The 436-nt window shown below is 33.9% G+C and carries 1 protein-coding gene; it reads left to right on the top strand.

Features of this window, described 5'->3' with window-relative positions; all coding sequences use genetic code 11:
- Positions 1 to 79 precede the first annotated feature (79 nt).
- Entirely contained in the window at positions 80 to 412 is a 333-nt protein-coding gene (locus SB679_RS23130; RefSeq protein WP_410696012.1) for a YegP family protein, read from the top strand.
- Positions 413 to 436 lie beyond the last annotated feature (24 nt).

Raw genomic sequence — 436 nt, 5'->3', positions numbered from 1 at the left:
AGAAAGATTTCGTTTTACGGGTTCCCGTAAGGAATAGCCTATAAAGGGTTATACTTTTGGCCTATAAATAAAAACAACTATGGGAAAATTTGTTATGACTCAAAGAGTAAATAATGAATATCAATTCAATCTTAGGGCTAAAAACGGAGAAATTATTCTTACCAGCGAAGGCTATATTCAGAAAGCTTCTTGTCATAAAGGAATAGAGTCTGTAAAGCTTAATTCTCAGGAAGACTCAAGGTATGACAGAAGAGTGGCCGTCAATAATAAAGACTATTTTGTACTGAAAGCCAGAAATGGGGAAATTATTGGTAAAAGTCAGCTGTATAGCTCAAATACTGCAATGGAAAATGGAATTACCTCTGTAAAAGCCAACGCTCCAGAAGCAGAAATAATTGATGAAACCCTTTAAAATTAAAACCATGGATCTTAAAAT

This window comes from Chryseobacterium sp. SIMBA_029, from assembly GCF_046535275.1.
In the GTDB taxonomy this organism is placed as follows: Bacteria; Bacteroidota; Bacteroidia; order Flavobacteriales; family Weeksellaceae; genus Chryseobacterium.
This window is presented reverse-complemented; position numbering and strand designations above follow the sequence as displayed.

What these genes read in the sequence shown, in the direction of transcription:
- SB679_RS23130 (WP_410696012.1), top strand. Translation starts at nt 80, where the DNA reads ATGGGAAAATTTGTTATGACTCAAAGAGTAAATAATGAATATCAATTC.